25 protein-coding genes and 3 rRNA genes are annotated in these 26,472 nt (G+C 62.4%); 11 read left to right on the forward strand and 17 right to left on the reverse strand.

Translation table 11 applies throughout. The features are described from left to right. Nucleotides 1-5 precede the first annotated feature (5 nt). Nucleotides 6-1,160 carry an anhydro-N-acetylmuramic acid kinase gene (locus RN346_RS02035; RefSeq protein WP_311961972.1) on the reverse strand — a complete coding sequence of 385 codons (1,155 nt, stop codon included), beginning with the start codon at nt 1,158-1,160 and terminating at the stop codon, nt 6-8. Between the two features lie 123 nt (nt 1,161-1,283). Between RN346_RS02035 and tyrS the strand changes: the two genes are divergently transcribed. The 5 genes from tyrS to RN346_RS02060 all read left to right on the forward strand — a co-directional run bounded on the left by tyrS (nt 1,284) and on the right by RN346_RS02060 (nt 9,008). Next, on the forward strand, nt 1,284-2,480 hold the full coding sequence (tyrS, locus tag RN346_RS02040; RefSeq protein WP_311959784.1) for a tyrosine--tRNA ligase: 1,197 nt from the start codon (nt 1,284-1,286) through the stop codon (nt 2,478-2,480). Nucleotides 2,481-2,931: 451 nt separating this feature from the next. Continuing rightward, nucleotides 2,932-4,466, forward strand: a 16S ribosomal RNA gene (locus tag RN346_RS02045). Between the two features lie 332 nt (nt 4,467-4,798). Then, nucleotides 4,799-7,688: ribosomal RNA gene (locus RN346_RS02050) — 23S ribosomal RNA — on the forward strand. A 130-nt stretch (nt 7,689-7,818) separates the two neighbouring features. Continuing rightward, a 5S ribosomal RNA gene (gene rrf / locus RN346_RS02055) occupies nt 7,819-7,934 on the forward strand. Together the 16S, 23S and 5S rRNA genes form the textbook arrangement of a ribosomal RNA operon. Nucleotides 7,935-8,411: 477 nt before the next feature. Continuing rightward, nucleotides 8,412-9,008, forward strand: coding sequence for an isochorismatase family protein (locus tag RN346_RS02060; protein WP_311961973.1), 597 nt, complete (start codon nt 8,412-8,414; stop codon nt 9,006-9,008). On the opposite strand, the gene yaaA is transcribed toward RN346_RS02060, so the two are convergent. Beyond that, on the reverse strand, nt 8,980-9,762 hold the full coding sequence (gene yaaA, locus RN346_RS02065; protein WP_311961974.1) for a peroxide stress protein YaaA: 783 nt from the start codon (nt 9,760-9,762) through the stop codon (nt 8,980-8,982). The genes RN346_RS02060 and yaaA overlap by 29 nt on opposite strands. Nucleotides 9,763-9,879: 117 nt before the next feature. Continuing rightward, nucleotides 9,880-10,911 carry an NADP(H)-dependent aldo-keto reductase gene (locus RN346_RS02070; RefSeq protein ID WP_311961975.1) on the reverse strand — a complete coding sequence of 344 codons (1,032 nt, stop codon included), beginning with the start codon at nt 10,909-10,911 and terminating at the stop codon, nt 9,880-9,882. Nucleotides 10,912-11,151: 240 nt separating this feature from the next. Between RN346_RS02070 and RN346_RS02075 the strand changes: the two genes are divergently transcribed. Beyond that, the gene (locus RN346_RS02075; protein ID WP_263585274.1) at nt 11,152-11,637 is read left to right on the forward strand and encodes a tetratricopeptide repeat protein; all 486 of its coding nucleotides are present in this window, start codon (nt 11,152-11,154) and stop codon (nt 11,635-11,637) included. A 10-nt stretch (nt 11,638-11,647) separates the two neighbouring features. Next, nucleotides 11,648-12,181 (forward strand): hypothetical protein, encoded by a 534-nt coding sequence (locus RN346_RS02080; RefSeq protein WP_263585273.1) that lies wholly within the window; start codon nt 11,648-11,650, stop codon nt 12,179-12,181. Nucleotides 12,182-12,197: 16 nt separating this feature from the next. Here the strand turns inward: RN346_RS02080 and RN346_RS02085 are convergent, their stop codons facing one another. Genes RN346_RS02085 through RN346_RS02105 form a run of 5 tightly spaced genes read right to left on the reverse strand, consistent with a single transcriptional unit; the run spans nt 12,198 to nt 14,932 of the window. Beyond that, nucleotides 12,198-12,743, reverse strand: coding sequence for a TIGR00730 family Rossman fold protein (locus tag RN346_RS02085; protein WP_311959788.1), 546 nt, complete (start codon nt 12,741-12,743; stop codon nt 12,198-12,200). A gap of 46 nt (nt 12,744-12,789) precedes the next feature. After that, on the reverse strand, nt 12,790-13,308 hold the full coding sequence (locus RN346_RS02090; protein WP_263585271.1) for a DUF501 domain-containing protein: 519 nt from the start codon (nt 13,306-13,308) through the stop codon (nt 12,790-12,792). An 11-nt stretch (nt 13,309-13,319) separates the two neighbouring features. Continuing rightward, nucleotides 13,320-13,622, reverse strand: a complete 303-nt coding sequence (locus tag RN346_RS02095; RefSeq protein WP_252109432.1) for a hypothetical protein — start codon at nt 13,620-13,622, stop codon at nt 13,320-13,322. A gap of 29 nt (nt 13,623-13,651) precedes the next feature. Continuing rightward, a complete protein-coding gene (locus tag RN346_RS02100) occupies nt 13,652-14,053 on the reverse strand; it encodes a thioesterase family protein (RefSeq protein WP_263585270.1) in 402 nt (133 codons plus the stop codon). A 54-nt stretch (nt 14,054-14,107) separates the two neighbouring features. Beyond that, nucleotides 14,108-14,932, reverse strand: a complete 825-nt coding sequence (locus tag RN346_RS02105; protein ID WP_311961976.1) for a hypothetical protein — start codon at nt 14,930-14,932, stop codon at nt 14,108-14,110. A gap of 63 nt (nt 14,933-14,995) precedes the next feature. Between RN346_RS02105 and RN346_RS02110 the strand changes: the two genes are divergently transcribed. Next, the gene (locus tag RN346_RS02110) at nt 14,996-15,349 is read left to right on the forward strand and encodes a hypothetical protein (protein ID WP_311959796.1); all 354 of its coding nucleotides are present in this window, start codon (nt 14,996-14,998) and stop codon (nt 15,347-15,349) included. Nucleotides 15,350-15,551: 202 nt separating this feature from the next. On the opposite strand, the gene RN346_RS02115 is transcribed toward RN346_RS02110, so the two are convergent. Continuing rightward, complete coding sequence (locus RN346_RS02115) at nt 15,552-15,983, reverse strand: hypothetical protein (RefSeq protein WP_263585267.1); 432 nt, start codon at nt 15,981-15,983, stop codon at nt 15,552-15,554. A 38-nt stretch (nt 15,984-16,021) separates the two neighbouring features. Between RN346_RS02115 and RN346_RS02120 the strand changes: the two genes are divergently transcribed. After that, the gene (locus RN346_RS02120; RefSeq protein WP_311961977.1) at nt 16,022-17,194 is read left to right on the forward strand and encodes a PatB family C-S lyase; all 1,173 of its coding nucleotides are present in this window, start codon (nt 16,022-16,024) and stop codon (nt 17,192-17,194) included. On the opposite strand, the gene RN346_RS02125 is transcribed toward RN346_RS02120, so the two are convergent. From RN346_RS02125 to RN346_RS02160, 8 genes are all read right to left on the reverse strand, one after another. Next, nucleotides 17,188-18,126: a tetratricopeptide repeat protein gene (locus RN346_RS02125; protein ID WP_311959801.1), complete on the reverse strand. Its 939-nt coding sequence runs from the start codon at nt 18,124-18,126 to the stop codon at nt 17,188-17,190. The genes RN346_RS02120 and RN346_RS02125 overlap by 7 nt on opposite strands. 119 nt (nt 18,127-18,245) lie before the next feature. Beyond that, nucleotides 18,246-18,599, reverse strand: a complete 354-nt coding sequence (locus RN346_RS02130; protein ID WP_263585264.1) for a hypothetical protein — start codon at nt 18,597-18,599, stop codon at nt 18,246-18,248. A gap of 33 nt (nt 18,600-18,632) precedes the next feature. After that, nucleotides 18,633-19,463 (reverse strand): nickel import ATP-binding protein NikE, encoded by an 831-nt coding sequence (gene nikE, locus RN346_RS02135; protein ID WP_311961978.1) that lies wholly within the window; start codon nt 19,461-19,463, stop codon nt 18,633-18,635. Between the two features lie 10 nt (nt 19,464-19,473). Next, entirely contained in the window at nt 19,474-20,265 is a 792-nt protein-coding gene (locus RN346_RS02140) for an ATP-binding cassette domain-containing protein (protein WP_311961979.1), read from the reverse strand. Further along, entirely contained in the window at nt 20,262-21,140 is an 879-nt protein-coding gene (gene nikC, locus RN346_RS02145) for a nickel ABC transporter permease subunit NikC (RefSeq protein ID WP_311961980.1), read from the reverse strand. The genes RN346_RS02140 and nikC overlap by 4 nt, the downstream gene beginning before the upstream one ends. Then, complete coding sequence (gene nikB, locus RN346_RS02150; RefSeq protein ID WP_311961981.1) at nt 21,137-22,081, reverse strand: nickel ABC transporter permease subunit NikB; 945 nt, start codon at nt 22,079-22,081, stop codon at nt 21,137-21,139. The genes nikC and nikB overlap by 4 nt, the downstream gene beginning before the upstream one ends. Further along, nucleotides 22,081-23,649, reverse strand: a complete 1,569-nt coding sequence (nikA, locus tag RN346_RS02155) for a nickel ABC transporter substrate-binding protein (protein WP_311961982.1) — start codon at nt 23,647-23,649, stop codon at nt 22,081-22,083. The genes nikB and nikA overlap by 1 nt, the downstream gene beginning before the upstream one ends. Nucleotides 23,650-23,788: 139 nt before the next feature. Continuing rightward, on the reverse strand, nt 23,789-24,775 hold the full coding sequence (locus RN346_RS02160; protein ID WP_311961983.1) for a metal ABC transporter solute-binding protein, Zn/Mn family: 987 nt from the start codon (nt 24,773-24,775) through the stop codon (nt 23,789-23,791). A gap of 122 nt (nt 24,776-24,897) precedes the next feature. Here RN346_RS02160 and RN346_RS02165 point away from each other — a divergent pair, with 122 nt between their 5' ends. Beyond that, nucleotides 24,898-25,656 carry a metal ABC transporter ATP-binding protein gene (locus tag RN346_RS02165; protein ID WP_311961984.1) on the forward strand — a complete coding sequence of 253 codons (759 nt, stop codon included), beginning with the start codon at nt 24,898-24,900 and terminating at the stop codon, nt 25,654-25,656. Further along, complete coding sequence (locus tag RN346_RS02170; RefSeq protein ID WP_311961985.1) at nt 25,646-26,461, forward strand: metal ABC transporter permease; 816 nt, start codon at nt 25,646-25,648, stop codon at nt 26,459-26,461. The genes RN346_RS02165 and RN346_RS02170 overlap by 11 nt, the downstream gene beginning before the upstream one ends. Nucleotides 26,462-26,472: the final 11 nt, after the last annotated feature.

Consider the following 26,472-nt stretch of genomic DNA (forward strand, 5'->3'; position numbering starts at 1 on the left):
CAGGCTCAGCGCGCGTAGATCCCGCCGAGCACGCGGGGGCCACGCGCGCCGGTCACCGAGGGCAGGTTGCCGGGCAGGTTTTCCAGCCGCCGGTGGGCCAGCCAGCCAAACGCGCCGGCTTCGATCCAGTCCGCCGGCCAGCCGTACGCTTCTGGCGAACTCAACGTCGCACGCGGCAGGTGATGGCCCAGTCTCTCCATCAGGTGGGCGTTATGGGCACCGCCGCCACCGGTGATCAAATTGATCCGGGTAATGCTGGGTAAAAGCTCGCCGATGGCGCGGGCGACGCTCACCGCGGTCAACTCGGCAAGCGTGGCCTGCACGTCGGCCGGGTTCTCATCGCCGTTAAGCCGTTTGAGCAGCCACTCGAAATGAAACAGTTCGCGCCCGGTGCTTCTCGGCGGCGGCTGGCGGAAAAAAGGCTCGTCGAGCAGCCGGTCGAGCAGGGCGGTATCGATGCGCCCGCTTTTCGCCCAGGCGCCGTTTTTATCGAAGCGCTCGGTCGCTCCCTTTGAGCAGTGGTGCGCAAACCAGGCGTCCATCAGCACGTTGGCCGGGCCAGTGTCGAAGCCGATGACCGGCTCGTTGGGGGCGCCGGGAAGCCAGGTGACGTTGGCGATGCCGCCGAGATTCAGCACCAGCTGCTCGGCCCCGGCCGCCGAAAAAAGCGCCTGATGAAAGGCCGGGGCAAGCGGCGCGGCCTGTCCACCGGCGGCGAGATCACGCCGGCGAAAATCCCCCACCACGGTGATGCCGGTAAGCTCCGCCAGAAGGCTCGGGTTGTCGAGCTGGAGCGTATAGGCCGGGCCGTCGGTGTGGCCTTGCGGGGCGTGTTCGATGGTTTGGCCGTGGCTGCCGATCGCGCGAATTTCCTCATTTGAGACGCCGGCCTTGCCGAGCAGCGCCTGAACCGCTTCCGCCTGCAGCGCGCAAAACTGCGTCTCGACGCTTGCAAGCTCGGCAAAGCGCGCCTGATCCGAGTGGCACAGCGTTAGTAGTGCCTGGCGCATCGGCTCGGGCATCGGCTCGGCGTGGGTCTCGAGCAGTCTGGGTGCGGCCGTGGAGGCGATGGCCACCAAAGCGGCGTCGATGCCGTCGAGGCTGGTGCCGGACATCAGCCCGATATAGAGCAGCGTGTCCGGCGCCGGGGGCGTCTTCATGGGTGAATCCATGGGCGTATCCAGAGTAGTGAAGGCTCAACCGGTGTCGATTGGCGTGATAACATTGGCGGCTATCGATCGTTTCCGCCCCGAACGGGCAAAGCTTACCAGTGGAGAGAGGCAATGAGTGAGGTGGATCAGGCGCTAGCGCTGCTGTCGCGCGGCACACACGAAATTCTGGTCGAGGACGAGCTGCGCAAAAAGCTCGAGTCCGGCCGCAAGCTGCGCATCAAAGCAGGCTTCGATCCCACCGCACCGGATCTGCATCTGGGCCACAGCGTTTTGCTCACCAAGATGCGCCAGTTTCAGGACCTGGGCCACACCGTCATCTTTTTGATTGGCGACTTCACCGGACGTATCGGTGACCCGACCGGCAAGAACGTGACGCGCAAGCCGCTCACCGAGGCCGACGTCAAGGCCAACGCCGAGACCTATAAAGAGCAGGTGTTCAAGATCCTTGATCGGGAAAAGACCGAGGTGCGCTTCAACGCCGAGTGGTTTGGCGAAATGGGGGCGGCCAAAATGATCGAGCTGGCCGCGCAAAGTACCGTGGCGCGCATGCTCGAGCGCGACGACTTCGAGAAGCGCTACAAGGCCAATCAGTCGATCGCCATTCACGAGTTTCTCTATCCGCTGGTACAGGGCTACGACTCCGTGGCGCTCGAAGCGGATGTGGAGCTGGGCGGCACCGACCAGAAGTTCAATCTCCTAATGGGGCGCGAAATCCAGAAGCACTTCGGCCAGGAGCCTCAGGTCGTCATCACCATGCCGCTGCTCGAAGGGCTCGACGGCGTGCAGAAAATGTCGAAGTCGCTGGGCAATTACGTCGGCGTCGATGAGTCACCGGGGTCGATGTTCAACAAGCTGGTCTCCATGCCGGACAGCCTCATGTGGCGCTACTTCGAGCTTCTGTCGCTGAAGTCCAACGAGGAGCTCGAAGCGCTCAAGCAACGCGTCGAGCAGGGTGCCAACCCGCGCGACATCAAGATGGAGCTCGCCCGCGAGCTGATCGCCCGCTACCACGGCGACGAGGCCGCGGCCAACGCGCACAAATCCGCCGGCAACCAGCTGGCCGATGGCGAACTGCCGGAAGACCTGCCGGAGGTCGAGGTCGACTTTGAAGGAGGGGAGGCGCCGATCGCAAGCGTTTTGACCCGGGCGGGGCTGACCAAAAACAGCGCTCAGGCCAAGGACATGCTCAAGAATGGCAGCGTGAAGGTCGACGGTGAAGCGGTCGCGCCCAGCACCATGCTGACCACGAATAAGGCCTACGTCATTCAGGCCGGTAAGAAGCGCTACGCTCGTGTCACGCTCAAATAACGCTTTTTGAAAAAAGCCCTTGCGCTCGCCCGGCCAAATCCGTAAAGTACGCATCCGCTGCCGGGGACGCCAAGCGTTTCCAGCGGTGGATGAAGGTGAAAACCTTCGATTTGTCAGGAAGTTAGAGCACTGTTCGGCAGGTTTGAATGGCTCGCTTCACTCGCTGAAATCAGCGGTTGACAAATTCACCGGAATGCGTAGAATGCGCCTTCCTCGACGGGCAAGCGGTTCAGGTCATCGAACGGTTCGTCGAACAGCTCTTTAACAATTTGATCAGGCAATTCATGTGGGCGTTTGCCGATGAGGGTGACAAGTCACCTTATATCAAGGCAGACGAACACAGCGATACCTTTCGAGGTATCACGGTAAATTCGTTTGAACCTTGAGCCAGGATTGATTCGCCTCTGCGTCATGTCGTCGTACATGGGCAGGCAAGAATCACACTGATTTTAAACTGAAGAGTTTGATCATGGCTCAGATTGAACGCTGGCGGCAGGCTTAACACATGCAAGTCGAGCGGCAGCACGGGAAGCTTGCTTCCTGGTGGCGAGCGGCGGACGGGTGAGTAATGCATGGGAATCCACCCGATAGTGGGGGATAACCTGGGGAAACCCAGGCTAATACCGCATACGTCCTACGGGAGAAAGGGGGCTTCGGCTCCCGCTATCGGACGAGCCCATGTCGGATTAGCTAGCTGGTGAGGTAACGGCTCACCAGGGCGACGATCCGTAGCTGGTCTGAGAGGATGATCAGCCACATCGGGACTGAGACACGGCCCGAACTCCTACGGGAGGCAGCAGTGGGGAATATTGGACAATGGGCGCAAGCCTGATCCAGCCATGCCGCGTGTGTGAAGAAGGCCCTCGGGTTGTAAAGCACTTTCAGTGGGGAAGAAGGCCTGCCGGTTAATACCCGTCAGGAAGGACATCACCCACAGAAGAAGCACCGGCTAACTCCGTGCCAGCAGCCGCGGTAATACGGAGGGTGCAAGCGTTAATCGGAATTACTGGGCGTAAAGCGCGCGTAGGTGGCTTGACAAGCCGGTTGTGAAAGCCCCGGGCTCAACCTGGGAACGGCATCCGGAACTGTCAGGCTAGAGTGCAGGAGAGGAAGGTGGAATTCCCGGTGTAGCGGTGAAATGCGTAGAGATCGGGAGGAATACCAGTGGCGAAGGCGGCCTTCTGGACTGACACTGACACTGAGGTGCGAAAGCGTGGGTAGCAAACAGGATTAGATACCCTGGTAGTCCACGCCGTAAACGATGTCGACCAGCCGTTGGGTGCCTTGTGCACCTTGTGGCGAAGTTAACGCGATAAGTCGACCGCCTGGGGAGTACGGCCGCAAGGTTAAAACTCAAATGAATTGACGGGGGCCCGCACAAGCGGTGGAGCATGTGGTTTAATTCGATGCAACGCGAAGAACCTTACCTGCTCTTGACATCCTGCGAACCCGGAAGAGATTCCGGGGTGCCTTCGGGAACGCAGAGACAGGTGCTGCATGGCTGTCGTCAGCTCGTGTTGTGAAATGTTGGGTTAAGTCCCGTAACGAGCGCAACCCTTGTCCCTATTTGCCAGCGCGTAATGGCGGGAACTCTAGGGAGACTGCCGGTGACAAACCGGAGGAAGGTGGGGACGACGTCAAGTCATCATGGCCCTTACGAGCAGGGCTACACACGTGCTACAATGGCCGGTACAAAGGGCAGCGAACTCGCGAGAGCAAGCGAATCCCGAAAAGCCGGTCTCAGTCCGGATCGGAGTCTGCAACTCGACTCCGTGAAGTCGGAATCGCTAGTAATCGTGGATCAGAATGCCACGGTGAATACGTTCCCGGGCCTTGTACACACCGCCCGTCACACCATGGGAGTGGACTGCACCAGAAGTGGTTAGCTTAACCCTCGGGAAAGCGATCACCACGGTGTGGTTCATGACTGGGGTGAAGTCGTAACAAGGTAGCCGTAGGGGAACCTGCGGCTGGATCACCTCCTTAAACGATGCGTCATCCTCGCGGTAAACGTCCACAATGAATTGCCTGATCAAGAAACTGTTAAATGAGCAGTGACAAACGTTTTGTCCTTCACGCTTCAAAAGAAAAATCCCTAAAGGTCTTCTTTTTTTAACGTGAAAAAACGCTTGTCACTGCTTATGGCAGTCGCTCTTTAACAATGTATATCATGCTGACAGTATCGAATGACGATACGGTGACATGAGCTTCGGCTCCTGTAATCGTGACGTGATCTCGATACGCAATTGTTTTGTGATACGTCTCAAGCGTATCCGGCAATCGTTGTCATTGCGGGCCCGGACTCCTTCGGGTTATAGGGTCAAGCAATGAAGCGCACACGGTGGATGCCTAGGCAGCCAGAGGCGATGAAAGACGTGGAAGCCTGCGATAAGGTCCGGTGAGGTGGCAAACGACCTGTGACCCGGACATCTCTGAATGGGGAAACCCACCGACCACAAGGTCGGTATCGTATCCTGAATACATAGGGATACGAGGCGAACCGGGGGAACTGAAACATCTAAGTACCCCGAGGAAAAGAAATCAACCGAGATTCCCCCAGTAGCGGCGAGCGAACGGGGACCAGCCCTTAAGTTGTGCAATCGATAGGCGAACAGTCTGGGAAGTCTGACCATAGCGGGTGATAGTCCCGTAGCCGAAATCCGAGCACAGTGAAATCGAGTAGGTCGGGGCACGAGAAACCCTGATTGAAGACGGGGGGACCATCCTCCAAGGCTAAATACTCCTGGCTGACCGATAGTGAACCAGTACCGTGAGGGAAAGGCGAAAAGAACCCCGGCGAGGGGAGTGAAATAGATCCTGAAACCGTGTGCGTACAAGCAGTGGGAGCAGACTCGTTCTGTGACTGCGTACCTTTTGTATAATGGGTCAGCGACTTATATTCAGTGGCGAGCTTAACCGAATAGGGGAGGCGTAGAGAAATCGAGTCTTAACTGGGCGACCAGTCGCTGGATATAGACCCGAAACCGGGCGATCTATCCATGAGCAGGGTGAAGGTTGAGTAACATCAACTGGAGGCCCGAACCAGGATCTGTTGAAAAAGATTTGGATGACTTGTGGATCGGAGTGAAAGGCTAATCAAGCCCGGAGATAGCTGGTTCTCCTCGAAAGCTATTTAGGTAGCGCCTCACGTATCACCACCGGGGGTAGAGCACTGTTTCGGCTAGGGGGTCATCCCGACTTACCAACCCGAGGCAAACTCCGAATACCGGTGAGTGCAGCGTGGGAGACACACGGCGGGTGCTAACGTCCGTCGTGAAAAGGGAAACAACCCGGACCGTCAGCTAAGGTCCCCAAATCCTGGTTAAGTGGGAAACGATGTGGGAAGGCTCAGACAGCCAGGAGGTTGGCTTAGAAGCAGCCATCCTTTAAAGAAAGCGTAATAGCTCACTGGTCGAGTCGGCCTGCGCGGAAGATGTAACGGGGCTAAACCAGGTACCGAAGCTACGGGTGCATCCTTATGGATGCGCGGTAGAGGAGCGTCGTGTACGCCGACGAAGGTGGATCGAGAGGTCTGCTGGAGGTATCACGAGTGCGAATGCTGACATGAGTAACGATAAGGGGAGTGAAAAACTCCCCCGCCGGAAGACCAAGGGTTTCTGTTCGATGCTAATCAGAGCAGAGTGAGTCGGCCCCTAAGGCGAGGCCGAAAGGCGTAGTCGATGGGAAACGGGTCAATATTCCCGTACCGGACATGATTGCGATGGGGGGACGGAGAAGGCTAGGTGAGCCGGGCGCTGGTTGTCCCGGTGAAAGCAGGTAGGCTGAATGCTCAGGCAAATCCGGGCGTTCAAGGCCGAGATGCGAGACGAACGGCCTTTGGGCCGGAAGTCACTGATGCCACGCTTCCAGGAAAAGCCTCTAAGCTTCAGATCATGTGCGACCGTACCCCAAACCGACACAGGTGGTCAGGGTGAGAATCCCAAGGCGCTTGAGAGAACTCGGGTGAAGGAACTAGGCAAAATGGTGCCGTAACTTCGGGAGAAGGCACGCCGGCGTAGGGTGAAGGGACTTGCTCCCCGAGCCCGAACCGGCCGAAGATACCAGGTGGCTGCAACTGTTTAGTAAAAACACAGCACTCTGCCAACGCGCAAGCGGACGTATAGGGTGTGACGCCTGCCCGGTGCCGGAAGGTTAAGTGATGGTGTTAGCCCTCGGGCGAAGCTCCTGATCGAAGCCCCGGTAAACGGCGGCCGTAACTATAACGGTCCTAAGGTAGCGAAATTCCTTGTCGGGTAAGTTCCGACCTGCACGAATGGCGTAATGATGGCCACGCTGTCTCCACCCGAGACTCAGTGAAATTGAAATCGCCGTGAAGATGCGGTGTACCCGCGGCTAGACGGAAAGACCCCGTGAACCTTTACTATAGCTTCACACTGGATACTGATGTTGCCTGTGTAGGATAGCCGGGAGGCTAGGAACTCCGGACGCCAGTTCGGAGGGAGCCACCCTTGAAATACCGGCCTGGCATCATTGGTGTTCTCACTCCGACCCGTCATCCGGGTCGAGGACAGTGTGTGGTGGGTAGTTTGACTGGGGCGGTCTCCTCCCAAAGAGTAACGGAGGAGCACGAAGGTACCCTCAGCACGGTCGGACATCGTGCAATGAGTGCAAGAGCATAAGGGTGCTTGACTGCGAGACAGACACGTCGAGCAGGTGCGAAAGCAGGTTCTAGTGATCCGGTGGTTCTGTATGGAAGGGCCATCGCTCAACGGATAAAAGGTACTCCGGGGATAACAGGCTGATACCGCCCAAGAGTTCACATCGACGGCGGTGTTTGGCACCTCGATGTCGGCTCATCACATCCTGGGGCTGAAGTCGGTCCCAAGGGTATGGCTGTTCGCCATTTAAAGTGGTACGCGAGCTGGGTTTAGAACGTCGTGAGACAGTTCGGTCCCTATCTGCCGTGGGCGTTGGATGTTTGAGAAGGGCTGCTCCTAGTACGAGAGGACCGGAGTGGACGCACCTCTGGTGTTCCGGTTGTCACGCCAGTGGCATTGCCGGGTAGCTATGTGCGGACGGGATAACCGCTGAAAGCATCTAAGCGGGAAGCCCCCTTCAAGATGAGACATCCCCGAGGCCTTGAGCCTCCTGAAGGGCCCAGCGAGACCAGCTGGTTGATAGGCACGGTGTGGACGCACCGCAAGGTGTTGAGCTAACGTGTACTAATGGCCCGTGAGGCTTGACCCTATAACACCCAAGGGGTTCGGCCCGCAGTGACAACGAAGCAGGAACCGGATACGCACGAACATGAAGCAAAAGGCTTCATGTCGAACGAGACGATCACGAAACCGTCAGCCGATATACATTGAAAGTTACGCCTGACGACCATGGCTTGCGTGAACCACCCGATCCCTTGCCGAACTCGGAAGTGAAACCGCAACGCGCCGATGGTAGTGTGGGGTCTCCCCATGCGAGAGTAGGTTATCGTCAGGCACCTATTCGAAAAAGCCCCGAGCACTCTGTGTTCGGGGCTTTTTTTTATGCGTGGAAAAAGGAAAACGCGGATGGAGAGCCGGTCGGCCGCCCCGGCGGCGCGGTGCGCCGCATCGCTGGCTGACGCCTGCTCCTACAGGACAATCGCGCCCCGATCGACTGCAGGAGCCCGATTCATTGGGTGATGGCGGCATCAGCCACCCGGGTGGGATTTGCTGCCACCGTGCCTGCTGTCCACCCAAGCGACGCGTTGCGCCGCATCGCTGGCTAGCGCCTGCTCCTACAGGGCAATCGCGCCCTGATCTACTGTAGGAGCCCGATTCATCGGGCGATTGCGCCTGCAGGTGCCTTGGATCGCCATACCGAAGTCGGCCATGCGCCACAGCGCGTTTCAGCGGCCGGCAATGGCGCTGGGATTTGTGCTCTATTGGCGAACGCGCTAAAAGAGAGCGACACTCCCCAACGAATGTCACGCTCATGCGCTTGCACGCCGATCAAAGTTTGCTTCTACTCATCGATTTTCAGTCGCGGCTGTTGCCTGTCATTCCCGGTGCGGAGCAGGGCATTTGTGAAGCCGGGTGGCTGGCCGGCGTCGCCTGTGAGCTCGGCATGCCGGTATGGCTGACCGAGCAAAATCCGGCTCAGCTCGGCCACACCGAGGCGTCGCTAACGCAGGCGCTGGGTGAGTATGAAGTGTGGGAAAAGCAGCACTTCAGCATTACCGAGGAGCCCGCGTTCATGCGTGCGCTGGAAAAAACAGGGCGGCGACAAATCGTGCTGTGCGGTACGGAGGCGCATATCTGCGTGCTGCAAAGCGCGCTGGGGTTTTTGGAGGCGGGATTCGAGGTGTACTGGCTGGTGGAGGCCACATTAAGCCGGCGCCCGGCAGAGGCCGAGCTTGCAAGAGCGCGTGCCGGCCAGCACGGCGCGGTGAGCATAAGCGCCGACATGGCGGCTTACGAGTGGCTCCACCGCTGCGACACCGCGCTTTTCAAACGCATCCACCGTCAGTTTTTGAAGCCGCGCGCCGGGCGCGCGCTTTCGTTTACGGGCGATCCTTTTCGCGGCGCGTAAAGACCAGCTCGCGCTCGTTTGAGGCGGCCTTGTCGAAGCCGTACCCCGCCACATCGAACGCCTTGAGCGCCTCTGGCGAGTTGACCTGCTCGCGAATGATCCAGGCACTCATCAGCCCGCGCGCCTTCTTGGCGTAGAAGCTGATGATCTTGTAGCTCCCGTTTTTCTCATCCTTGAATACCGGCGTTACGATCTCGGCGTCGAGCTTTTTAGCGTCGACCGCCTTGAAGTACTCGTTGGAGGCCAGGTTGACCAGTGCGTTTGATCCGCTCTCATCAATCGCCTCGGCAAGTGCCGGCGTCAGAATCGGTTTCCAGTAGGCGTAAAGATCCTTGCCCGCGGCGTTGGGCAGTTTGGTGCCCATCTCCAGTCGGTAGGCCTGAATCAAATCCAGCGGGCGCAAAAGCCCATAAAGTCCGGAGAGAATACGCAGATGTTTCTGGGCGAAGCGGTTATCCGTCTCGCTGAACGACTCGGCCTCGAGCCCGGTATACACGTCGCCCTGAAACGCCTGGGCCGCCGGCTTGGCGTTGTCCAGCGAAAACGGCGGCTGCCATTCCTTGAAGCGTGCAGCGTTGAGCCCGGCAAGCTTATCGCTGATGCCCATTAGCTCGCTGATCTGCTGGGGGGAGTAGTCGCGCAGAATATCGATCAGCGGCTGGCTCTGCTCGATAAAATCCGGCTGTGTAACGTTGTCCGTCGTAGGTGGCGTTTCAAAATCCAGCGTCTTGGCTGGTGAAATGACGCTTAGCATCGCGAGCTCCTTGAGCGCGGCGTATAAAAGAGATAATAGCGGCCCATGATACCAGGCCCCGGCGAGTGCCGGGGCTATGGCGTTGATAGTCAAAGCGTTCGCTTGGCGGGGTAGGGCTCAGGGGCTTGGGTTGGAGATGCGCTGATGGATCGCGTCGATGCCTTCGAGCACCTCATCATCGAGCTTGAGCGCTTCGCTTTCGAGGTTGGCTTCAAGCTGCTCCATGGTCGTCGCGCCGATGATGTTGCTGGTCAAGAACGGCCGCGAGTTGATGAAGGCGAGCGCCATTTGCGCCGGGTCCAGCCCGTGCTTCTGGGCCAGCGCGACGTACTCCTGAGTTGCCTGATCTGCCTGGGGCGAGGTGTAGCGCTTGAAGCGCTCGTAAAGCGTCAGCCGACCTTTGGCAGGGCGAGCGCCGTTCAGGTACTTGCCCGACAAAACGCCGAAGGCCAGCGGCGAGTAGGCCAGAAGGCCGACGTCCTCGCGGTGAGCGATTTCGGCAAGGCCGACCTCGAAAGAGCGGTTCAGCAGGTTATAGGGGTTTTGTATCGAGGCCACGCGGGGCAGGTCGAACTCCTCGGCCAGTTGGAGCATGCGCATCACGCCCCAGGGCGTGTCGTTGGAGACGCCGATGGCGCGCACCTTGCCCGCATCGACCAGCTCCTTGAGTGCGCCAAGCGTCTCTTTCAACGGTGTGGCATCTTGATCATCGGCGGCGGTGTAGCCAAGCTGACCGAAGAAGTTGGTTTTGCGCTCGGGCCAGTGAAGCTGATAAAGATCCACGTAGTCGGTTTGAAGGCGCGCAAGGCTTGCATCGATCGCCTCATGAATGTGGGCGCGGTTCATGCGCGAGCCGCCGCGAATATGCTCGACGCCGGGGCCAACGATCTTGGTCGCCAGTTTGATGTCGTCGCGGGCGCCGCGCGCCTTGAGCCAGCTGCCCACGTACTTTTCGGTCAGGCCCTGGGTCTCGGCCTTGGGCGGAACCGGATACATTTCAGCGGTGTCGATAAAATTAATGCCGAACGCCACGGCGCGGTCGAGCTGTTCATGGGCCTCGGCTTCGCTGTTTTGCTCACCATACGTCATGGTGCCCAAACACAGGCGGCTGACATCGAGTCCGGTTCTGCCAAGTGGACGGGTCTGCATTCTTATCTCCTGGACGGCGTAAAGGGGCCTAACGGGCGGACTTCAACGCCCGTGCGGCGATGGCGTCAGAGCATGTTAGCGACCCCCGCTTCAACCGGCAAATGAAGGGGGTTGAGTCAAAGCGAAGGCAGGCGTATGCTTGCCAGCCCATTTGCCGACCCAGGGTCGGTTTTCCGTAGGGTTAGCCATTCAGGTGGTTGGCTAGCTAAAGCTTTCAACAGATAGGCAGGGTGGTTTGCCATGCCGCAGGCATCATCTTTGTTTATTCGGCTCGAGTTTCGTTTGGCCGAACAGCTGTTTCGTTCCCGGTGGTTGCTTCCCCATTCGCCCCGCACTCAGCGTTTGACCATGCGCCTTTACAAGCGCTGCGCCGAGGCCGGGCATCCGGATGCGCTCTCCACCTACGGCCAGATGCTGTTTCACAAAAGCCGTTCGCCCCAGGACAAGGCGCGGGGTGCGCGCTACGTGCTGGAAGCTGCTCAGGCCGGCGACGTTCAGTCGCAGTACCAGGCGGCGCGCATTCACGAGCACGGCTGCGTTCAGTACCCGTGTCGCGAGGATTACGCGGTGACCTGGTACGCCCGCGCTGCCCAAAAGGGCCACCGGCTTGCCGCTGAGCGCCTGTCGCGCGCCTATGAGCGCGGCGAGCTGGGGCTTGGCATCGACCGCGAGCGCTCCGCTTACTGGGAAAGCATTGCCAACCCCACCCAGGTGGTAGCGGCATGACGGTAAAGCGATGACACACTCTGCAGGTGAGCCGCTGCCGACCGTACTGGATATCGAAGCCTCGGGCTTTGGTCGCGGAAGCTATCCCATCGAGATCGGCCTGGCCCGCGCCGATGGGAGCTGCTGTGCGTTTCTGGTACAGCCGCTTGACGAGTGGACGCACTGGGACCCGAAGGCGGAGCTTCTGCACGGCATTTCGCGCGAGCGGCTTTTTCAGGAAGGGTACCCGGTGCGCCAGGTCGCCTGCTGGCTCAATGACGAGCTTTCCGGGCTTGGCAAGGCCTACAGTGACAGCTGGGGCTACGACAACACCTGGCTTTCACTGCTGTTCCATCACGCCGGCATGCTGCCGCGCTTTCGCCTCGAGGCCCTGCGGATTCTGATGACCGAACCCCAGCAGGCGCTTTGGAGTGAGACCAAGGAAGCGATCATCGGCGACCAGCCCATTCAGCGCCACCGGGCCGGCGACGATGCGCGCCTGCTTCAGCTTACCTTCGAGCGCACCCGCGCCGATATTCAGGGCGTGAGCACCAGGCCCTCTTGAGCGTTTCTCTCAACGCCTATCTAAGCTCGCTCTCCAGCGCCTCGATGAGCGCTGTCGGGGTAGCCGCGTCCATCAGCATGGCGCGGGTGGCCGGCGCTAGAAAACCGTGCTCGACGGTGTTGTCCAGAAAGGCCAACAGCGGCGCGTAGAAGCCTTCGGTATCCAGCAGCGCCAGGGGCTTTTCGTGCAGGCCCAGATACCCCCAGGTCCAGATTTCGAACAGCTCTTCGAACGTGCCGATACCGCCGGGCAGCGCCACGAAAGCGTCGGCGTGGGCCGCCATGGTGGCCTTGCGCTCGTGCATGTTGGCGACCCGAATCAGCTCGGTCAGCCCGAAGTGGGCCTGCTCGCGTTCGACCAGATGGGTCGGCATCACGCCGATCACCTCGCCGCCGGCCTCGAGAGCGGCATTGGCCAGCGCCCCCATGAGCCCGACGCGCGCGCCGCCGTAGACCAAAGTGTGGCCGCGCGTCGCCAGGGTTTCGCCAAGCGATCGGGCCGCTTGCATGAAGGCGGGGCGTTGGCCCTCGCGCGAGCCGAGATAAACGCAGATGCGCGACATGGCGTGATTCCTGTAATGCAGTGGTCTATGTGAAGGGAAGAGAGCGCTAGACGTGGCGGTCGATCTGGTAGTGCTCGTCCATCCAGGCGCCGATCACGTTGTGGCTGCCCAGGTGATGGGCGTACTGGGTGTGCAGGCAGCGTATCTGCTGCCAGTTGCTGATGCCGCCGATGCCGCGCTCGGTGAGCACCTCACGATAGCCAAGACGCTCGACCTCACTGCGCTGCGACTCGCTCATGAACGACCAGCGCGCGGCGACGTAGTCACGGTGGCTTTGGCGGTAGCGCTCCAGAAACTCGGGCTCTTCCTGCAGGCGCTGCTCCAGCGACTTGATCACCCCGACCGCCTCGACCCGCGAGATTTCGATCTTGAGCACGTCCGAGCAGAGCCAGTACAGCGTGGGGAAGGGCTTGCCGTCGACGATCGGCGCCATGCGCAGCGCCAGGGGCGTGCCGTGTTCGTCTTCGGCGGCGACGGCTTCGATACCGCGGGGCGCCCGGCCCAGCTGTCGGGTGATGATCTCAAGCTGGTGCTCGGTGGGGGCGTGGTCGGTACGGATTACCATCAAAAAATCTCTTAGCGTTGCTCGTCTCGAACAAATTTATTGGAGCGGCCCACGGCGCGGAAAAAGCAGCGGTTGAGCTGCTCCGGGGAGGCGACGTAGGACCAGGTGCGCTCGCAGTACTCGGCGGCGCGCGCGATCAGCACGTCATACAGACGATTGAACGGGGCATCATAATCGTAGGGGTCGGCGCCGAACAAGCGGATATGCGGATAGTCGGCGAAACGCTCCACGAAATAGCGCTCCAGGTCCGCCTCCACGGTCTTGTGTCTGGCCGTGTTGTCCGGCTCGAGCCAAAGGTTGTAGCGTATGGCCATGGTCTCTCCTGCGCCCGGCGGGCGGTGGATCAGGCGGGCGCGTCCTGCAGGTGCGCCTCCAAAGCGGCTCGCAGCTCGCCTTCGATGGGCAGCGCGCGCTTGGCCTGATGATCGTATTGCAGCATGACGGTGTGGCCCACGTTGGTCAGTTTACCCAGCTGATGCGCTTCCTGAGTCACCGTGAACGAGCTGTTGCCCAAGCGCGTCAGGTAGGTACGTAGTTCGACGGGGTGACCGTAAAACAGTTCAGCACGGTAGTCGACTTCCATGCGCGCCATCATCAGGCGCCACTTTTTGGGGTCGAGATCCGGCGTGAACAGCGTGAACAGGTCGTTGCGCGCAAGCTCGAACCAGGCGGGCAGGCGCGTGTTGTTGATGTGGCCGAGCGCATCGGTGTCGTAAAAAGCGGGGTCGATGGTGCGTGTGAACATGGGCGTCCCTTCTACAGAGTGGAATACCTGGCATAGATGCCTGGTCGCGTTTGGTCAAACGCCGGGCCTTGCTTTGAGCCGGCGTGCGCTCCACCAGCGTTGAAGCTTCATCCAACCAAGAAGCCAGAGCGTTGCGACCAGAAAGCCTGCCAGCGTTCCAGGCACCAGCCCCCAGGCGTCGTAAGTATAGGAAACGCACAGCGCATAGCTCCAGAGCGAGCCAAGCCCCATGGGGTAGTGCTTGATGACCGTGGCGGTCGGGGCGGGCCCCTGGCTCAGATGAAGAATCAGCAAAAAGGGCAGCATGGTGATCGGAAAGGCGGCCAGCGTCCCCGCCCAGGCGGTCGGTACCCAGTGAGCCAGCGTGGTAATGACGAAAATGATCGCCGTTGCCAGCAGCGCGCGCGCGAAAAGCGCCCGCCAGGAGAACGGCGCTCGGGCGCTCGCCACGCTGTCGGGAATACGCCGAAACAGAAGACTGAACACCACGATGGCGCACAGCGTTACAAGCGTGCCGGAGAGCCGCGTGAAATCGAACTGAGCGAGCACCAGGCTTACGGCGAACCAGGCCGCCAGGCCTCCGCAGGTTCCCAGCAAGACGCCTCTCATACCGGGCGTTCGCCCGCAAAGCCAGTAGCCCGCGCCCAAGGCCATGGTGGCGGTAAAGCCTGCCAGAGTATGGACCGCGCTTTGCGCGGCATAGAGCGGTGAGATTTCAAGGCCAATGAAAAAAAGCGCCAGCGCCGTGCCCAGCGGATAGCCCGCCAAAAGCCCCGCGACCCGAGGGCTCACGCGCACCGCGATGACGCCCAGGCCCAGCACCATACTTACCGAGGCGGCAATCTTGGCCAACTGCCAGCTGAGAGGAACTTCCAGCATTCTCGATTATCCTTATACGTATTAATGATGTTTAAGTTCCTTCGTTCAGGAGATCCAGGCTTCGTGGATACCGCGTCCTCATCCGGCCATTCGCTGTCGCCGCCCGCCAAACCGGCGCAGTGCGAGCTATGCCATCGAGCCGCAGCGCTCACCAAGCACCACCTGATTCCCCGTACGCTGCACAACAAGCCGCGCTATCGAAAACGCTACAGCCGCGAGGAGCGCCTGACCGCCATTGCCTGGCTTTGCCACCCCTGCCACAAGCACCTTCACCGGCTTTACAGCGAGCGCGAGCTGGCCGACCGCTTTCCAAGCGTCGAGTCGCTGGCCCAGGACCCGGACATTCGTGCCTTCGTCGAGTGGCTGTCCACCAAGCCCGCCGGATTCAAGCCGAAATCGCCGGTGCGCAAGCGCTAAGCGCAGGCATCGATGCGCGTCGCCAGCGGGTCGGCGCTGCCACTCTGCACTCCATGGTCGTTTATATTCGCGGCGCGTCATATAAGCACTTTGTATACAGGCGGGCGAAAAGCCGGAAACGAACAGCCGGTAGTAAAAACGAGGAGCATGAAGACGGGGTAATGAAAACGAAGAGACACGCCGGATCCACCGGCGCGGCGGGTTAGATCAGGCGCAGGCCCTGCTGGTCGCGCCAGGCCGCGTCGAGCGCCTGCTCGAGCGGGGCCTGAAGGTGGGCGGGCAGGGCGGCGCGAGCGGCCTCTTGTGAATCGAACGCGCGGTTCTTGAGCCAGCAGTAGGCCCAGGCGCACGCCTCTTCATCGCTTTGCGGCGTCGGGCGGGCAGGCATCTGATTGAGCAAAAAAACCGCGGTGCGCGGTGCCCAAAGCGGCATGGTGCCCTCGGTGTCATCGCTCCAGCGCTCGAGATCCCGCCCGCTGGGCGTGGCGTCCGGCGTGCCCAGCTTGGCGACCCGCGCGGTTTCCGCCAGAATGAGTGCCAGCTGGTCGGCATCCGCCTGACCCAGCGAGCGCCACTGGCGTAAAAGCGCCGCCAGTCCCGCGCGCATCCTGGTGTAAAAGTCGTTTTGCGCCATGCTCGTCGTCAATCCTTTCGCAATCAGTGAGAACTCTCATGGGCTTCGATTTTGCCACGCCTGTCGAGCGGCGCCACCCCGAAGGGGGCTACTCGTCACAAAAATGGCACCGCTACGGCGCCGACATCCTGCCGCTGTGGGTGGCGGACATGGACTTTCGTTCGCCGCCGGCGGTGATCGAGGCGCTCGAGCGCCGCGTCGCCCACGGCGTGTATGGGTACGGCGAGGTGCCCGAAACGCTCAAGAAGACGCTTTGTGACTGGAGCGCGGCACACTACGACTGGCCGATCGAGGCCGAGTGGCAGCACTGGCTGCCCGGCGTGGTGCCCGCACTGCACTTCGCCACGCTGGCGCTGACAAAGCCCGGCGACGCCGTGCTTACCGCCACGCCCATCTACCCGCCGTTTCTGGCCGTGGCCGAGCGTACCGGGCGCGTGAGTCAGCAGGCAAGACTCGCCGAACCCACCAGCCCCGGCGAGCCCTGGCGGCTCGATCTCGAAGCGTTGGAAGCTGCCATCACGCCAGAGACGCGCCTGCTGCTCTGGTGCCACCCGCACAACCCGACCGGCCGCGTCTGGCGCCATGAAGAGCTTGAAGGATTGGCCGAGCTGGTCGCGCGCTTCGATCTTTTCGTGGTGTCCGACGAGCTGCACTGCGATCTTCTACTCGAGGAGGGTGCGCAACACCGCCCGTTGGCCGCACTGTTTCCGGAGCTCGCCCGGCGCACGATCACGCTCTGGGCGCCGTCCAAGACCTTCAACCTGGCAGGGCTCTCGAGCGCCTGCGCGGTGATTCCGGACGCCACGCTTCGCCAGCGCTTTGCCATGGCCTGTAAGGGGTGGCTTCCGGAGGTGAACGTGTTGGGGCTGGTGGCCGCCGACGCCGCCTATGGTCAGGGCGAGCCCTGGCGCCAGGCGCTGCTCGAGGTACTGCGCGGCCACCGCGACATGCTAAAGCAGTATGTTGCCCGCTGGCCCGGGGTGAGTCTAAGCGTCCCGGAGGCGACCTATCTGGCGTGGCTCGACGTGCGCCGGGCGAATCTGGGCGATTCGCCCTATCAAGCGCTCAAGGAGCAAGCGGGAGTGGCGCTTTCCGACGGAGCGGCGTTTGGCCGCCCCGGCTTTCTGCGCCTGAATTTCGGCACCACGGGCGCCGAGCTCGAAGCGGCGCTTTTGCGGCTCGACGCGGTGCTCGGACCCGCGGCTCAGTAGAGCAGCGCAAAGAGCTTGCGACGGTAGGCCACGGTCAACGGGTGGTCGGCGCCGAGGGCGTCGAACACCTGCAAAAGCGTCTTGCGCGCGGCGTCATCGTTATAGGCGCGATCGGACTTCATCAGCGTCAGAAGCCCTTCAAGGCCCGTATCGTAGTCGCCGTCGGCGACCTGACGCAGGGCGCGCTGGTAGCGCGCTTCGCTGTCGTCGCGATCCCCCAGGGCGGCGATTTCCTCGGCGGTGAGGGCCTGCTCGCTGAATTCGATGCTGGCGCGTACGCCGCGGGCGGCTGCTCCTTCGCGCTCTTCCGGCGGCAAGTTGTCGAGCACGCTGCGCGCCTCGTCGCGCTGGCCCTCGGCCACCAGCACCTTCGCCATGGCTACCTGGTAGGCGTGGTACTCCGGGTACTGGGTGATCAGCGTCTGGTAGATCTCCCTGGCGGTGGCGGTGTCACCCTCGGCCAGCGCCGCTTCGGCCTGCTCTTCGGGCGTGGCCGGTGCATCCTCCGGGGCCTGAATGTAGCGCCCGAGCCACTCACGCACCTCTTTTTCCGGCAGCGCCCCCTGGAAGCCATCGACCAGGCCGCCCTGGCTTACGAGCTTGACGTCCGGCACCGAGCGCACGCCGAGCTGTGCGGCGATCTCCGGGTTGGCCTGAGCGTCGAGTTTGGCCAGCAGGAAGGCGCCGCCGTACTCCAGCGCCAGCTTTTCGAGCACGCTGATCAGCTGCTGGCAGGGCTCGTTGGCCGGCGAGTAGCTGTCGAGCAGCACCGGTACCTGGCTCGAGGCTTCCAGCACTTTCTGAATGTTGGCCGCGCTCAGCTCGATGATCACATCGTCGCGGGCGACGGCGGGCCGGCTGCCGCTGGCGGCAGTGTCGGCGGCGGGTTCGGCCGTCAGCGTATTTCCGGTGCGGGGATCAATAATCGACATGTCACGTTCTGCGCTCTGCTAGGGAAAGAATAAAACAAGCATGGCACATGATATTAAGGCGGGGAGGGCGTTATTCAAGCGGTGCCGCGCAGGCAACGACACCGCAAAGGTGTGACCGGTTATTGGCGGGCGTCGAGCTCGGCCTGCATGTCGTCGATCATGGCGTACATGTCGTCACATAGCGCCTGGGAGGGCTCGTGACCTGATCCTGGCTCCATCAGTTCGAGCTCGTCCTGATGGCGAGAAAGTACGTCCTGAACGCCGCCGGCGCTGGTGATCGCTTCCATGTCAGCGGTGAGCTCCTCGGCAGTTTTGCCCTGCTGCATCTGGTTGGCCGCGTAGGCTTCCAGCTGGTCGTACACGTTCTGGTTGGCGGCCATCAGCGCCTCGGACGAGCACGCCTGGCTTTGAGCGAAGGCGCCCTGGGTGGTCAGGGCCGCGGCCAGGCTCAGAAATAGGGCGAATTTTTTCATGAAGACACATCCTTTATAGGTAGAGCGTTGCGCTCAAGAGACACTCTCAAGTGGGAGTCGTTCCCGTAATGACGTCATTTGAACGGGAAACGCCGGCAGCACCGCCTGGAAAAGCGCCTGCCCCTCTGGTGAGGTCAGCGTCAATGGCGAGGTGACGGGGCGGTCCTCGACCAGCCGCCCGGCGCCCATGACCAGTACCCGTGCGCAGAAGCGCTCGACCAGACGAAGATCGTGAGTGACGAACAAGAACGCCACGCCGACGTCGCGCTGCAAAGCGGTGAAGAGTTCGAGCATCTGGAGCTGCAGGTGCAGATCCAGATTCGAGACCGCTTCATCCAGCACGATCAGCGACGGCCGGGGCGCCAGTGCCCGTGCGATACACACGCGCTGAAGCTGACCGCCGCTGAGTTCGAACGGGTAGCGGCGGGCAAACCGGCGGGCCAGGCCGACGGCGTCGAGAAGCTCCGCCACCCGGGCCGGGTGCTGGGCACGGTCCAGGTCGGTGAGGTGAATCAGCGGCTCGCTGATGATATCACTCACGGTGAGGCGCGGGTTCACCGCGTTCTGCGGGTCCTGAAACACCATTTGCACCTGGCGGCGAAACGCCTGCCAGCCGGGTTTGTCGAGGTTGGATAACGCGTTGCCTTGAAAACGCACCGTGCCCAGGCTTGGCGTTTCGAGTCCGGTGAGCAGGCGCGCCAGGGTGCTCTTGCCGCAGCCGCTGCGCCCGAGAAGCCCCAGGGTTTCGCCCGGTTCGATCTCAAGCGACACCTCTGACAGCACGGGCCGGGCCGGGCGACGGTGCAACAGCGACCGCCTCGGGGAGTAGCCGTGAGAGACGCCTTCGGCGCTTAAAAAACTCATATGACCAGCCTCATGACGGTGCCTGCCGCTGCGGGTAGAGCGCCAGGTGCGCCTCGACCAGCGCCCGGGTAACGACGTGCTGCGGGCGCTCAAAAAGCGTTTCGACCGGTGCGCTCTCCACCAGCCGGCCCTGATCCATCACCAGCACCCGGTCGGCCAGGCGCGCCACCACGCCCATGTCGTGGGTGATCAGCAAAAGCCCCAGCCCAAAGCGCGTACGCAGATCGGCGAGCAGATCGAGGATGTCGCGCTGGTGGATGACGTCTAAATCCGTGGTCGGCTCATCGGCGAATAGAAACGGCGCCTCGCTTGCCAGCGCCAGCGCAATCATCGTGCGCTGGAGCATTCCGCCGCTCATTTCAAACGGATAAAGCTTCAACAGCCGCTCGGGCTCATCGAGCCCCGCATCCAGCATCGCCTGGCGGCTACGCGGGCCGCGCGCCTTTCTTGCCACGCCCAGCGCCTTGAGCGTTTCATCGAAGTGGCTTTTGAGCGTGCGCACCGGATTGAAGGCGCTGCGCGGGTTTTGCATGATCGACGCCACCACGCGACCGCGCAAAAGCGACGCGGCGATCGGCGTGCCGTCGAGGTGGACCTGGCCCGCACATTTGATCGTGCCGCTGGGCAGGGTGTCGAGGGCCGCCGCGCAGCTCAGCGACTTGCCCGAGCCGCTGGCGCCGACCAGCGCCACCACTTCGCCGCGCTCGAGAGTGATCGAGACGTCGTCGACCAGACGCTCGTCGTGGGTGTCGACGGTCATGCCTTCAAGGGTCAGGGTGCGGTGCGTGGGCGGCGCGTTCAATGCGTGTGCTCCCGTTGAAGTTGAGGGTCGAGGCGGTCGCGCAGCGCGTCGCCCAGCAGGTTGAAGGCCATTACGCTCAAAAACAGCGCCAGCCCCGGCCAGAGCATCAAACGTGGCTCGGTCCAGACGAACTGGCGCGCATCCGAGAGCATCACGCCCCACTCCGGCGTGGGGGCGGCGACCCCGAGCCCGAGAAACGACAGGCCCGAGACGTGTAGCATGATGTGACCGATATCGAGCGAGGCGAGCACCGCCAGCTGCGAAAGCGTGGATGGCAGCAGGTGGCGGGTAAAGATGCGCAGCCGCCCGGCGCCGGCCATGCGCGCAGCGCTGATGTAGTCGCGGTGCTTGAGCGACAGCACCACCGAGCGAGTGATCCGCGCGTACCAGGCCCAGTGGGAGAGGGCGATGGCGAGTATCACGTTGGTAAGCCCCGTGCCCAGCATGCCGATCATGAACAGCGACAGCACGAAGGTGGGGAAGGTCAGAAAGATATCCGTCAGGCGCATGGTGATCTGATCGAAGCGCCCGCCGATGACCCCGGCGCTGCCGCCCACCACGATGCCCAGCGCCAGCAGCAGCGAAAGCGTCACGGCGACCACGCCGAGCGAGACCCGCGTGCCCTCCAGAAGCCGTGCGAGAATGTCGCGCCCCAGGTGGTCGGTGCCGAGCCAGTGCGTGGCGCTCGGCGGGGCGAGGCGCTCGGAGAGTGCCACGGCGCTGGGGTCAAACGGCGAGAGCCCGGCGCCGAACAGCGCCACGAACACCAGCCCCGCCACCAGCGCCAGAGCGATGCAGGTGGTCAGGCGCGCTTTGGGTAAGCGCCTCCGAGATGGAGAATGAGACGGAGAAAGCGGTGCGCTCGAAGACCTCACTGCACGCCCTCCCTGGAAATACGAATGCGCGGGTCGGCGGCGGCGTAAACGATATCGACGATCAGATTGCAGACCACGAAGATGGTCACCATCAGCAGCGTAAAACACTGGATGACCGGGTAGTCGCGGTTGAAGATCGCCGATACGGCGTAGCGCCCCACGCCCGGCCAGCCGAAGATGCTCTCGATGATCAGCGTGCCGCCGATCAGCTCGCCGACGTGCATGCCGGTGGCGGTGATGATCGGAAGCAGGGCGTTTCTCAGCACGTGGCGGCGCTCTACCTCGCGCTCGCCAAGCCCGCGCAGGCGGGCGTACTGCACGTGGCGCTGGCTTCCCACCTCCAGCATGCTGGCGCGCAGCATCCGCGCGTTGATCGAAAGCGACATCAGCGAAATCGCCACGGCCGGCAGCACCAGGTGCGCGACGCCGCCGCGGCCCATCGGCGGAAGCCACCCCAGGGTCACCGAGAACAGCAGCACCAGCAGAAAGCCGAGCCAGAAGTTGGGCATCGACACACCGAAAAAGGCGATCAGGCGCACGACGAGATCCGGGGCGCGGTGATGGTGGCGCGCCGCCCAGCGGCCGAGCGGAATCGATACCAGCAGCGTCAGCACCAGCGCAACGCCGGCAAGCTCGAGGGTCGCCGGCAGAAAGTGCAGCATATCCTCGAATACCGGGCGCTGGGTAGCATAGGAGACGCGGAAATCGAGGCGCACCGCGCTTGCAAGCCACTGAGCGTACTGAGTGATCAGCGGCTGGTCGAGGCCGAGCGCCGCCCGCGCGTGCTCGAGCGCCTGGGGCGTGGGCGGCACCTGGGAGAGGCGCAGGTAGTCCATCGCCGGATCCGACGGCCCGAGACGCAGCAGCAAAAAGATGATGATGGACGCCGCCAGCAGCAGTAGCGGCAGCAATAAAAGCCGCTTGAGGATGAAACCGGCCATCAACGCCCGGCCTCGGGGGTGAACCGATCAAACGGAATTTCGCTGGCCATGGCGCCAAAGCGGATCTCGCCGACCGTCGGCGAAGCGACGGCGAGCACGCTGGCGTAGGTCAGCGGCAGATAGACGGCGGCTTCGTGCAGGCGGGTCAAAAGCGTCTCGTAAAGCGCCTGGCGCTGCGTCTCGTCGGTCGAGGTCAGAATCTCGCCAATCAGCGCGTCGATCTCGGGTTTGTCAGAAAGCCCCAGCTGCGCCTGGTAGTCGGCGTGGGCGGGCGCGCGCATGGCGCTAATAAACGCGTGGGGATCGAAGGGCGCGCCCCAGGTCCGGTTGAAGATCATGCCGAAGCGCCCGTCGCGCTGGCGGGCGTAGACACTGCTCTCCTCCTCGCCGATCAAGCGAACCATCATGCCCAGCGCGGAAAGCTCTGCCTGGACGATTTCCGCGGTGGATTTCGACACCGCGTCGTTGCCCACGAACACCAAATCGATCTGCAGCGGCTCGCCCTCCTTCATGCGCACGCCGCGGTCCATGCGCCAGCCCGCCTCATCGAGCAGCTCGGCGGCGCGGTCGGGATCGAACGCGTAGGGGGTAAGTCCCACATCGGCGTAGGGCACGCCGGGGGCGAATAGCGTGTCGGCGACCTGCTGCGTGCCGTAGAAAACGCTTTGGGCGATGCTGGCCTTGTCCACCGCGTGATTGATCGCCTGACGTACGGCCAGCTCCGCCGTGGCGCCGCGCTGGCTGTTCAGCGCCAGCATCAGGGTTTCCGTCGGCTCGGAAAGCGCCGTCAGGTAGCGCTCGTCCTGGGAGAAACGGGTAAAGGTGTCCGGCGAGATCAGGCCGTTGGGCCCGTAAATCAGGTCGATCTGACCGGTTTGAAGCGCCAGCGCCCGGGTGTTGGGATCGACGATCACGCTGACGTTTACCTCATCAAAGGCCGGCGCTTCGCCCCAGTAGGCGTCGTTTCGCACGAAACGGTCGAACTCGCCCAGACGCGTCTCAATGAGCTGCCAGGCCCCGGTGCCAATCGGCGCGCTCACGCCGGCGGTAAACGTGCCGTCGATCAGCTGCGACGGGGCGATAAAGCGAAACGGGCGGGGCAGCGCCAAATCCTGCAGTACCGGGTAGTAGGGCGCGTGCAGGTTCAGCTCGACGCGAAACTCGTCCAGCGCGCGAACGCTTTCGATCTGCTCGGTCAGCCCAAGCCAGGCGTGGCGCTCGCGGTGGGCCAGAATCGCGTCGAAGTTGGCCACCACCGCCGCGGCGTTGAAGGGCTCGCCGTTGGAGAAGGTGACGTCGTCGCGCAGCGTAAAGGTATAGGTGCGCCCGTCGTTGGTGACCTCCCAGCGCCTGGCAAGCCAGGGCGCCACGGTGCCGTCGGCCTGGTAGCGCACCAGCGGTTCATACACCATCGCCTGGGCGAACATCTGGTTGGGCGTATAAAGGTGCGGGTTCAGCGCCCCCACGTTGCTTGGCCAGGAAGCGTCGAGCCGCGATTCGGCCGTAGCCGGGCCGCCAGGGCCCAGCGTCAGGGAGAGTGCCAGAAGGGCGCCTAGAGCTGCGCGCATGATCACCTCGGTTCGCTCGAGCATTCGCTCGAACAGTGTGCAGAGTCAGTATGAAGAATTGCGAAAATTATCATACTTTCCCACCGAGGCGTAGGCAGGTGCCCGCTTGCGGCCCTTCAAAACGAGCGGACGCCGCGCTTTAGCTTGCCTGGCCGCAGCGCTCGATCTCGTCGGCGATCTGCTCGAGCAGTGCCGGGTAGAGCGACGCATCCAGCGCCAGGCCGACGCCCAGCGGGTCGAGTACGCCGGTATAGACCGCGGTGTCGCCAAAGACGCTCTCGACGAGACGGGCGTTGAACTGCGGCTCGCTGAACACGCACTGAATGTTCTCGTCACGCACCAGGTTCTGGAGCGCCTCGATACGCGCCGGGCTTGGAGAAGAGGCGTCACCCAGCGAAATCGCTCCGGCAGCCGGTACGTCGAAAGCCTCTTCGAAATATTGGTAGGCGTCGTGAAAGACGACGTAGCGGGTGTCGTGCTGATCGATGAGCTGCTCTGCAAGCCGCGCCTCGAGGGCGTCGAGCGCTTGCCGGCCTTGCTCGGCGTTGGCGCGGTAGTCGTTAGCGTTGCCCGGGTCGAGCTCGCTTAGCTGCTCGGCGATGGCGCCCAGCCACTGGCGGGCGTTGTCCGGCGAGAGCCAGGCGTGGGGGTTGGTGCCTTCGTGGCTGTGGCTATGCTCGTGGCTGTGTTCGTGACCCTGGTTCTCGGCGTGGTCATGATCATGCCCGTGATCGTGAGAATGGTCGTGGTCGTCGCTATCGTCAAGGGCGAAGGTGGCGCTGTCGCGGTACGTGAGCACGGTGGTGTTTGGGGCCTTGAGAAGCTCCAGATGGCGCGCATCACTTGCCAGGTTCTCGATCGGCGCGGTGAGCCAGGGCGTCAGGTCGTGGCTTACCCAAACGACCAGGTCGGCATCATTCAGGGCCTGGGCTTCGGAAGGGCGCAGCGAGTAGCCGTGAGGCGAGGCGCCGGGCTGGATGAAAAGCGCAGGCTCGCCGCGCTCGCCCAGGACGGTGGCCACCAGTGATGCGACCGGCGGAATGTCGACCGCCACGCGGGGGACATCGGCAACGGCAGCCACGGGAAAGGCGACCAGCAAGGGCCAGGATAAACGCGTTAACGGCATGTCGTGCTCCAGAAAAGTGATCGGGGGAGGGGCGCCGAGCGTGAGACGCTTATCTTAAAGGGTCGTCAATGCTCTCAAGTCATGTTATAACATAACAATATTTTGAAAAGCGATGAACTTCCATGATGCTGACTTCGCAGACCTCAAGCGATGCGCTCGTTACTCTTTCGCGCCTGAGCGTTCGCTTCGGCGGGGAAAACGTGCTCGAGAACATCGACCTGACGCTTTATCGCCACCAGATCCTCACGCTGATCGGCCCCAACGGCTCGGGCAAATCGACCCTGGTCAAGGCCATTCTGGGGTCGGTCAAACCCGCCTCGGGAAGCGTCAGCGTCCGGCCCGGCCAGCGCATCGGCTACGTGCCCCAGCGGCTGCACCTCGACCCGACGCTACCCATGACGGTCAAGCGCTTCATCAACCTGCCGCGCCGCCATGACCCGAAAGACGTCGAGCGCGCCCTAAAAGAAGCGGGCGCTGCCCATCTTTTACGCGCGGCGATGAGCACGCTTTCCGGTGGCCAGCTCCAGCGAGTGCTGCTGGCCCGGGCGCTGCTGGTCAAGCCGGACATCCTGATTCTCGACGAGGCCACCCAGGGGCTCGACCAGCGCGGTACGGCGGAATTCTACCGGCGTATCGACACCGTGCGCCGCACTTACGACTGCGCCGTGCTGATGGTCAGCCACGACCTGAACGTGGTGATGCGCACCGCCGACCACGTCGTCTGCCTGAACCGCGCCCTTTGCTGTCAGGGCAAGCCCGAGCGGGTGGTGTCATCGCCGGATTACCAGGCGCTATTCGGCGAAACGCTCCTCAACAGCGAGGGTAATGAGGCGCTAGCGCTTTACCGTCATCACCCGGGAGAGGTCGCTGATGCTGGATGATTTCATGGTGCGCGCCACCCTCGCCGGCGTGCTGGTGGCGCTGGCGGCGGCGCCGCTTGGCTGCTTCGTCGTCTGGCGGCGCATGGCTTACTTTGGCGACGCCACCGCCCACGCGGCGATTCTCGGCGTGGCGCTGGCGCTGTTGATGAACATCTCGATCTTCGCCAGCGTGTTGATGGTGGCGCTGCTCATGGCGGGCGGCGTGTCGATGCTCAGCGGGCGCGGCGTCGCCATGGATACGCTGCTCGGCGTTGCCGCCCACTCGGCGCTGGCGGTGGGGCTGGTGGCGGTGTCGTTTCTCTCCGGGGTGCGCATCGACCTCAACGCCTACCTGTTCGGCGACATTCTGGCTGTGGGTAGGAGTGATCTCTGGGTGATCGGCGGCGGCGCGGCGCTGGTGCTGGCGCTTCTGGGCTGGCGCTGGTCGTCGCTTCTGATGGCGACGATGAGCCGCGAGCTTGCCTACGCAAGCGGCATCGACCCGCGCCGCGAACAGCTCATTTTGACCCTGGCGCTGGCCATGGTGGTGGCCGTGGCGCTCAAGGTCGTGGGCGTTTTGCTGATCACCGCACTTCTGATCATTCCGGCGACGGCGGCGCGCCCGTTTTGCCGCACCCCGGAGGCCATGGCAATCGGCGCCACCGGCGTGGCGCTCACGGCGGTGACCGGCGGTCTGAAAACCGCCTACCTGATGGATACGCCCACCGGCCCCACCATGGTGACGCTGGCCGCGGTGCTGTTTCTGCTGGCAACGCTTGCAAGCCAAGGGGTTCGCCTGGCGCAGCGTTTGACGGCGCGGGCTTGACCCGCCCGACA

Origin of the sequence: Halomonas sp. PAMB 3232 (assembly GCF_031954225.1) — a bacterium.
GTDB lineage: Bacteria > Pseudomonadota > Gammaproteobacteria > Pseudomonadales > Halomonadaceae > Vreelandella.